The 8898-nt window shown below is 54.3% G+C and carries 7 protein-coding genes; 6 read left to right on the top strand and 1 reads right to left on the bottom strand.

The genetic code is table 11. The features are described from left to right. The 3 genes from rpoC to pepF all read left to right on the top strand — a co-directional run. The coding region (rpoC, locus tag H6B10_RS09970; protein WP_204651467.1) for a DNA-directed RNA polymerase subunit beta' at window positions 1-3385 on the top strand (3385 nt) is incomplete at its 5' end. Between the two features lie 119 nt (window positions 3386-3504). Then, window positions 3505-3858: an arsenate reductase family protein gene (locus H6B10_RS09965; RefSeq protein WP_302200122.1), complete on the top strand. Its 354-nt coding sequence runs from the start codon at window positions 3505-3507 to the stop codon at window positions 3856-3858. A gap of 10 nt (window positions 3859-3868) precedes the next feature. Further along, complete coding sequence (pepF, locus tag H6B10_RS09960; protein WP_204651465.1) at window positions 3869-5677, top strand: oligoendopeptidase F; 1809 nt, start codon at window positions 3869-3871, stop codon at window positions 5675-5677. Between the two features lie 97 nt (window positions 5678-5774). On the opposite strand, the gene H6B10_RS09955 is transcribed toward pepF, so the two are convergent. Beyond that, the gene (locus H6B10_RS09955; protein WP_204651464.1) at window positions 5775-6395 is read right to left on the bottom strand and encodes a hypothetical protein; all 621 of its coding nucleotides are present in this window, start codon (window positions 6393-6395) and stop codon (window positions 5775-5777) included. A gap of 585 nt (window positions 6396-6980) precedes the next feature. Between H6B10_RS09955 and rpsL the strand changes: the two genes are divergently transcribed. The 3 genes from rpsL to H6B10_RS09940 form a co-directional block, all read left to right on the top strand. After that, window positions 6981-7406 (top strand): 30S ribosomal protein S12, encoded by a 426-nt coding sequence (gene rpsL, locus H6B10_RS09950; RefSeq protein WP_204651463.1) that lies wholly within the window; start codon window positions 6981-6983, stop codon window positions 7404-7406. Window positions 7407-7515: 109 nt separating this feature from the next. Next, window positions 7516-7986, top strand: coding sequence for a 30S ribosomal protein S7 (gene rpsG / locus H6B10_RS09945; RefSeq protein ID WP_204651462.1), 471 nt, complete (start codon window positions 7516-7518; stop codon window positions 7984-7986). A 55-nt stretch (window positions 7987-8041) separates the two neighbouring features. Next, window positions 8042-8898: GTP-binding protein (locus H6B10_RS09940; RefSeq protein WP_204651468.1), on the top strand; the 857-nt coding region annotated here is incomplete at its 3' end.

Genomic DNA, 8898 nt, shown 5'->3' with positions numbered 1-8898 from the left:
CTGCGACAAGTGCGGTGTCGAAGTTACCCGCGCCAAGGTTCGCCGCGAGCGTATGGGCCATATTGAACTGGCCGCGCCCGTGTCTCATATCTGGTATTTCAAGGGCATTCCCAGCCGCATCGGCCTGATGCTGGACATCAGCCCCCGCCAGCTGGACAAAGTCCTGTACTTCGCCAACTACATTGTTACCGATCCCGGTTTCACGCCGCTGGAGAAAAAGCAGCTGCTGACCGAGCGCGAGTACAAAGAGATGCGCGAAAAGTACGAAGATACGTTTGAAGCCGGCATGGGTGCAGAAGCCATCCAGAAGCTGCTGGCTGAGATCGATCTGGATAAGCTCTTTGCCGAACTGCGTGAAGAGCTGGAAAAATCCAATGGTCAGAAGCGCGTGCGTCTGCTCAAGCGTCTGGAAGCCGTTGAGGCTTTCATCGAGAGCAACCAGCGTCCTGAGTGGATGATCCTCACGGTGATCCCGGTAATTCCGCCGGATCTGCGTCCGTTGCTGCAGTTGGACGGCGGCCGTTTCGCCACCTCCGATCTGAACGACCTGTACCGCCGTGTGATCAACCGTAACAACCGCCTGAAGCGCCTGCTGGAACTGGGCGCCCCCGATATCATCGTGCGCAACGAGAAGCGCATGCTGCAGGAAGCGGTAGACGCTCTGATCGACAACGGCCGTCGCGGCCGTCCGGTCACCGGTGCTAACAATCGCGCGCTCAAGAGCCTGTCCGACATGCTCAAGGGCAAGCAGGGTCGTTTCCGTCAGAACCTGCTGGGCAAGCGTGTTGACTACTCCGGCCGTTCCGTTATCGTTGTCGGCCCCGAACTGAAGATGTATCAGTGCGGTCTGCCGAAGGAAATGGCGCTGGAGCTGTTCAAACCCTTCGTCATGAAGGATCTGGTCGAGAAGGAAAAGGCCAACAACATCAAGTCCGCCCGCAAGATGGTGGAACGTGCCCGTCCCGAAGTTTGGGACTCCCTGGAAACCGTCATCAAGGGCCACCCGGTTCTGCTGAACCGTGCACCTACGCTGCACCGTCTGGGCATCCAGGCCTTTGAGCCGGTGCTGGTCGAGGGCCGCGCCATTAAGCTGCACCCCCTGGTCTGCACCCCCTTCAACGCCGACTTCGACGGTGACCAGATGGCTGTCCATCTGCCGCTGTCCACCGAGGCACAGCGCGAGGCCAAGATGCTGATGCTGGCTTCCGGCAATCTGCTGAAGCCCTCTGACGGTGAACCCGTTACCGTGCCTACGCAGGATATGATCCTGGGCAGCTACTACCTGACCCTGGTCAACCCTGACGATAAGGGCCATGGCAAGATTTTCCGCGACGAAAACGAAGCCATGATGGCTTACTCCGAAGGTCTGATCACGCTGCAGGCTCCCATCAAGGTACGCCGCACCATGACCTTCAACGGGGTAGAGGAGAGCGCTCTGGTGGATACTACCATGGGCCAGATCATCTTCAACAGCCCCATTCCTCAGGACCTGGGCTACGTAGATCGCACCGACCCCGAGCACAAGTTCGATTACGAGATGAACCCCCGCACCCTCAAGATCGCTTCCGGCGGCAAGTCCGACAAGCTGACCAAAAAGGGTCTGCCCGACATCATCAGCCGCTGCCTGACCAAGCATGGCACCAAGGCTTGCGCCGTGATGCTGGATGCCATCAAGGCACAGGGCTATAAGTACTCCACGCTGTCTGCCATTACGGTTGCCGTTCCCGATGCTATTATCCCCGAAGAAAAGCCGGAGATTCTGACAGCGGCCGACAAGAAGATCGAGAAGGTCATGAAGAACTTCAACCGCGGTCTTATTTCGGACGAGGAACGTTATCGCAGCACCGTTGCTATCTGGCAGCAGGCCACGGAGCAGGTTTCCGAGGCTTTGGGCAACAACCTGCGTACCAACCACCAGCGTAACCCCATCTATATGATGTCCGACTCTGGTGCTCGTGGTTCTATGGACCAGATCAAGCAGTTGGCCGGTATGCGCGGCCTGTTGGCAAATACAGCCGGTAAGACGCTGGAAATGCCTATCCGCGCTAACTACCGTGAAGGCCTGAACATCTTGGAATACTTCATCTCTTCTCGAGGCGCCCGTAAAGGCTTGGCCGATACCGCGCTTCGTACCGCCGACTCCGGTTACCTGACCCGCCGCCTGGTTGACGTTTCTCAGGAAGTGATCATCCGAGAGGAAGACTGCCATGCTACCGAGGGTATCTGGGTCCGCGAGATCAGCGAGGGCAACTCTGTTGTCGAGTCCTTCAAGGAGCGTTTGAACGGCCGTTATGCTCTGCATGACGTCTACGATCCGAACACCGGCGAACTGCTGGTCAGCAAGGACAAGATGATGGATATGTTCGATGCCGAGAAGATCGCCAATGCCGGCATTACCGAACTGGAGATTCGCTCCGTCATGACCTGCCGTGCGCACGTGGGCGTCTGCGCTCGCTGCTACGGCTCCAACATGTCCAACGGCGAATGCGTCAAGGTCGGCGAGAGCGTTGGTATCATCGCTGCTGAGTCCATCGGTGAACCCGGTACTCAGCTGACCATGCGTACCTTCCATACCGGTGGTATTGCATCGGCTGAAGATATTACCCAGGGTCTTCCCCGTGTTGAGGAATTGTTCGAAAGCCGCCGTCCCAAGGCTATGGCCATCATGAGCGAGATCGCCGGTACCGTTCATATCGACGATACCAAGAAGAGCCGCCATGCCGAAATCAACGGCTTTGATGACAACGGCGCTCCCATCACCAAGAGCTACCTGATCCCGTTCGGTCAGCGTCTGAAGGTTATGGAAGGCGACGAAGTCCAGAAGGGCGCGCTGCTGACCGAAGGCCATGCATATCCGCAGGATATTCTGGCAATTCAGGGTCCCATCGCAACCCAGAACTATCTGATCAGCGAAGTTCAGAAGGTTTACCGTCTGCAGGGCGTTGATATCAACGATAAGCATATCGAAGTTATCGTGCGTCAGATGATGCGCAAGGTCCGCATTGAGGATGCCGGTTCCAGCGACTTTATCGTTGGCAGCACGGTCAACCGCCGCGATGTGATGATCAAGAACGAGGAAATCCAGGCCCGCATCGATGCCGGTGAGACCGATCTGAAGCTGGTCCAGGCCAGCCAGGTGCTGCTGGGTATCACCAAGTCCAGCTTGGCGACCGATTCCTTCCTGTCCGCTGCTTCCTTCCAGGAGACTACCCGTGTCCTGACCGAGGCTGCCATCCGTGGTAAGACTGACCCGTTGGCCGGTTTGAAGGAAAACGTCATCATTGGTAAGCTGATCCCCGCCGGTACTGGTCTGCCGGAAGTGGAGAAGGAGCTCGAAGAGGCAGAAATCGCCCGCGATGCTGCTGAAGCTGCCTACGACCATTAATTGATTATAAAAAATCCCCGTCACGGATGTGGCGGGGATTTTTGTGTTGGTTGACGCTGTATAGGGAATTGGGTATAATTGATAATACTGGAGTCAGGAAACAGAAGGGAAGTGATTCTGTGGTATTTTTACAGTATCCACCGTGTTCCACTTGTCAGAAAGCCAAAAAATGGCTGGATGAGCACAACATTGCGTATGAAACGCGGCATATTAAAGAAGAAAATCCTTCGGAAGAAGAACTGCGTACCTGGTACGCACGCAGCGGTTTGCCGCTCAAACGTTTTTTCAACACTAGTGGTCTTGCCTATAAATCCTTGGGGTTGAAAGACAAGCTGCCGGCTATGCCGGAAGAGGAGCAGCTGAAGCTGCTGGCAACGGATGGCATGTTGGTGAAACGCCCGCTGCTGATTGATGACGATTTTGTTCTCGTAGGGTTCAAACCTGCGGAATGGCAAGAAATTTTGTGTAAATAAGGAGGACTTTATGTCTGAGATGGAAGTACTCAAAGAGCGCAGCGAAATTGACCCGCAGTATCAGTGGGACCTGACGCCGATGTACCGTGATGATGCAGCATGGGAAGCCGACTTTGCCACCATGGATGAGCGAATTCAGGGATTGTCCGCTTTTGCCGGTACCTTGAAAGATGCGGTTTCCATTGGGGCTTATCTGGACGCCAGCACGGATTTTATCCGTAAGCTGTCCAATCTGTATGGTTACGCTTCTCTGCGGCGCAGTGAGGATACCCGTGCAGAAGCAGGGCAGAGCATGTACGCCCGCGTTACCGCAAAATATGCACAGGCTTTGGCTGCTATGTCCTTTGCGGAGCCGGAAATTCTCTCTCTGCCGGAAGAAACGCTCAAAGCAATTGTGGAAGATGAACAGCTGGCAGATCACAAGTTCACAATGGAGAATCTGCTTCGCCAGAAACCTCATACGTTGAGTGCACCGGAAGAAAAAGTGTTGGCGACGCTGAGTGAGGCCTTGGGAGCTCCCGCAGAAATTGCAGACAATCTGCAGGATGCCGACATGGTGTTTGATGCGGTACAGGATGACAATGGCAATACGGTGGAAGTGACCGGTTCCAACTATATCACCCTGCAGATGTCTACGGACCGCACGCTGCGCAAAAATGCCTTCCAGAGCTATTACAAAGGCTATCGCCAGCATATCAACACTTTTGCTTCGTCGTACGCAGGTGCGGTGAAGGCAGCTACGGCAGAGGCGGCGCTCCGTCATTACGATTCTTCCCGCGCTATGTCCATGGCAGGGGAGAACATCCCTGCCGAAGTGTACGATAATCTGATTGCCACCGTTCGTAAGCACATGCCGGCCATGTATCGCTATGTGGCGCTGCGTAAGAAGATCCTGGGCGTCGAGGATCTGCATTACTACGATGTGTATGCCCCGCTGGTAGAGGAAGTCAAAGTTCACTATACCTACGAACAGGCGCAGCAGATGGTGCTGGATGCGGTGGCCCCTTTGGGTGAAGATTATTGTGCACTGGTTCGCCAGGCTTTTGCTGACCGTTGGGTCGATGTTTACCCCAACAAGGGCAAGAGCGGCGGCGCCTATTCTTCCGGCACCTATGACTCTAACCCCTATATTCTTACCAACTATACGGGCACGCTGGACAGCGTTTCCACGCTGGCGCATGAGATGGGCCACAGCATGCATACCTGGCATTCCAACCGCCATCAGCCGCCTCAGTACGCAGATTATACGCTGTTTGTAGCCGAGGTTGCTTCCACTGTCAACGAGAACCTGCTGATCGAACAGCTTCTGGAAAAAGAGCAGGACCCGAAGATGCGGCTGTACCTCTTGAATCAGTATCTGGAGAACTTCAAAGGAACGGTTTATCGTCAGGCTATGTTCGCGGAATTTGAACGGGATGCTCACGCCATGGCAGAACGGGGTGAGGCGCTCGATCCGTCGACACTCAACGCCTTGTATAAGCGTCTGGTAGAGGATTACTTCGGTCCGGAACTGGTAATGGATGAGGAAGTCCAGTATGAGTGGGCACGGATTCCGCACTTCTATCGTCCCTTCTATGTGTACAAGTATGCAACCGGTTATTCCACGGCGGTGGCGCTTTCGGAAGGTATTCTGAAAGAAGGCCAGCCTGCGGTGCAGCGTTACCGCGAGTTCTTGTCCATGGGCGGCAGTGCTTATCCGCTGGATGAGCTGCGCCATGCCGGTGTAGATCTGGCAACCCCGGCGCCGGTAGATGCAGCACTGGAAAAATTCGAACGGATTCTGGATGACGCGGAAGCTACGCTCGCCAAACTGCAGTAAATCAGTCTAAATAAAAATCCCCCGCAGGAGATCCTGCGGGGGATTTTATTCGTTGTAAGTATTGTCTGATCTGGCTCAGGGAAACCAAATCAACATATTACTGGCCAAGAACAGCGGCGATATAAGCAGCTTCCTTAGCAGCGATCTGCGCCTGATAATTCTTCACGGCAGCGGCGTAAGCAGCTTCACGCTGATCGGCAGCAGCCTGAGCGGCCTTACCGGCAACAATCACGGCAGCAACATCAGCGTCGGCCTTGGCCTGCGCGGCCTTACCAGCGGCGATCACGGCAGCGACATCAGCGTCAGCTTTCGCCTGGGCGTCTTTCGCAGCGGCCATAACAGCGGCGGTATAAGCAGCTTCCTTGGCGGCTACCTGCTGCTGGTACGATTTTACAGCAGCAGCATAGGCGGCTTCACGCTGGTCGGCAGCGGCCTGGGTAGCCTTGCCAGCTGCGATAACAGCAGCAACATCGGCATCTGCCTTGGCCTGTGCGGCCTTACCAGCAGCAATTACGGCAAGGCATTCGGCATCGGCTTTTGCCTGAGCTTGCTGTGCGGCGGCCTGCACGGCAGCGGTGTATGCCGCTTCTTTGGCGGCTACCTGTGCCTGATAGGCTTTGACGGCAGCAATGTAATCACTGTTGGCATCGGCAAAAGCCGGTACAGCAAAAACAGAGACCATGCATACGGAAAGCAGGAACGCGAGCAGTTTTTTCATAATTGATACCTCCTTAATTTTGACGCTCCCGGGTAAGGAGCTTCTACGCTTTGATTATAACAAAGCAAATGGAAATGTGCAATAGAATTGCAAGACTTAATCAGAAAAAATCAGGCTCTATATTTGTGCATTATTAACAAACAAATCGATATGCAGGCACGATTATAAGTGCATTTCGCAGTATATGTATGAAAACATTGTGAAAGCCTTCTCGCATAAAAGATCTCAAAAGGGCATTCTCCTAATAATGAAAATATACATCATTTAAACTCGGAACAGGCAGGCGGCTTTTGGGTCGCTATTACAGCGGCAGGGCATAACCATATAAGAACCACAGTTTCAGCCTTTATATATAATGGAGGCCATAAGAAAGCAGACAAAACGAGTCTTACTGTATAATTTTTGAACGCAACAGAAAAAATCTCCGTTTTGCACGATTTTTCTGCGTTTTTTTTGGCAATACTCTTGACAACGCAGGTTCTTTCCTATAAAATAACAAATGCGTGAGTTTGCGCGGCAAAGTTCGGCCGTAAGGCAGTGCCTGCCGCAAAACAAGCGTGAATACGTGAAGAAAGGAGAAAAGAAATGCCTACTTTTAACCAGCTCGTGCGCAAAGGCCGTGAGGTTCTGGTTCAGAAGAGCACCGCGCCTGCCCTTCTGAAGAGCTACAACTCCCAGAAGAAGCAGTACACCAACCTGAACAGTCCCCAGAAGCGTGGTGTTTGCACTGCTGTGCGTACCATGACCCCCAAGAAGCCGAACTCTGCTCTGCGTAAAGTTGCCCGTGTCCGCCTCACGAATGGTATCGAGGTCACCTCTTACATTCCTGGTATCGGCCATAACCTGCAAGAGCATAGCGTCGTTCTGATCCGTGGCGGCCGTGTCAAGGATCTTCCTGGTGTTCGTTACCACATCATCCGTGGTACCCTCGACACCCAGGGTGTTGCGAACCGCAACCAGGCCCGCAGCAAATACGGTGCTAAGCGCCCCAAGGCCGGTGCCAAGAAGTAAGGAAACATCTTTTCGCCATAAAATAGGCCAAGCCTTTTTTGTGGCACAACGGGAGTTTTCTTAACTTTCGAGTACCGATGATATCATTTATGTGAAGGAGGGAAGAAAGATGCCCAGAAGAGGTAATGTCGCGAAACGCGAAGTTCTGGCCGATCCTATTTACAATTCCAAAGTTGTCACCCGTCTGGTCAACTACATCATGCTGGATGGCAAAAAAGGTGTTGCGCAGGAGATCGTTTACGATGCATTCAACATCGTGAAGGAGAAGACCGGCAACGACCCGCTCGAGATGTTCGAGAAGGCGATGGAAAACATCATGCCCAACCTCGAGTGCAAGACCCGTCGTGTCGGCGGCGCCAACTACCAGGTTCCCCTGGAGGTCAGCCCCGCCCGTCGTGAGACCCTCGGCCTGCGCTGGCTGACCCAGTACAGCCGCAGCCGTGGTGAGAAGACCATGTCTGCCCGTCTGGCGGCCGAGATCATCGACGCCACCAACGGTGTCGGCGGCTCCGTCAAGAAGCGCGAGGACACCCACAAGATGGCCGAGGCCAACAAGGCTTTTGCCCACTATCGTTATTGATTCGCTGTCTTAGGAGGTTAAAGCCATGGCAACGCCGAGAGATGTATCTCTGCAAATGACCAGAAACATCGGTATCATGGCCCACATCGACGCAGGTAAGACCACTACCACCGAACGTATCCTGTACTACACCGGTATTAACCACAAGATCGGTGAGGTGCATGACGGCGCTGCGACGATGGACTGGATGGAGCAGGAACAGGAACGTGGTATCACCATTACTTCTGCTGCTACCACCTGCTACTGGAGCCATACCGAGACCCAGCACGATCCGGCTCTCTTCAAGAAGAACCGTCATCGTATCAATATCATCGACACCCCGGGCCACGTGGACTTCACCGTTGAAGTCCAGCGCTCCCTGCGCGTTCTGGACGGTTCTGTGACCGTTCTGGCTGCCAAGGGCGGCGTTGAGCCGCAGTCTGAGACCGTTTGGCGTCAGGCTGACGAATACAAGGTCCCCCGTATGGTGTACGTCAACAAGATGGATACCATGGGTGCCGACTTCTTCCGCTGCGTGCAGATGCTGCATGACCGTCTGCATGCCAACGGTGTGCCCATTCAGCTGCCTGTCGGCCAGGAAGATACCTTCAAAGGTATCGTTGACCTGATCGATATGAAGGCTGACATCTACTATGATGATATGGGCAACGACGTCCGCATCGAAGATATCCCCGAGGATATGAAGGCGCAGGCGCAGGAATACCACGACAAGCTGGTCGAGGCTGTGGCCGAGACCGACGAAGAGCTGATGATGAAGTACCTGGAAGGCGAAGAGCTGACCAAGGAAGAAATCAAGGCTGCGCTGCGCAAGGCTACCATCTCTAACGAGATCGTGCCCGTTGTCTGTGGCTCTTCCTACAAGAACCGCGGCGTTCAGAAGCTGCTGGATGCGATCGTTGACTATATGCCGGC

This window comes from Gemmiger formicilis (genome assembly GCF_016901605.1).
GTDB lineage: Bacteria > Bacillota > Clostridia > Oscillospirales > Ruminococcaceae > Gemmiger > Gemmiger formicilis_B.
Note: the sequence above shows the minus strand (reverse complement) of the source record. Positions and strands in the feature narration are given on the sequence as shown.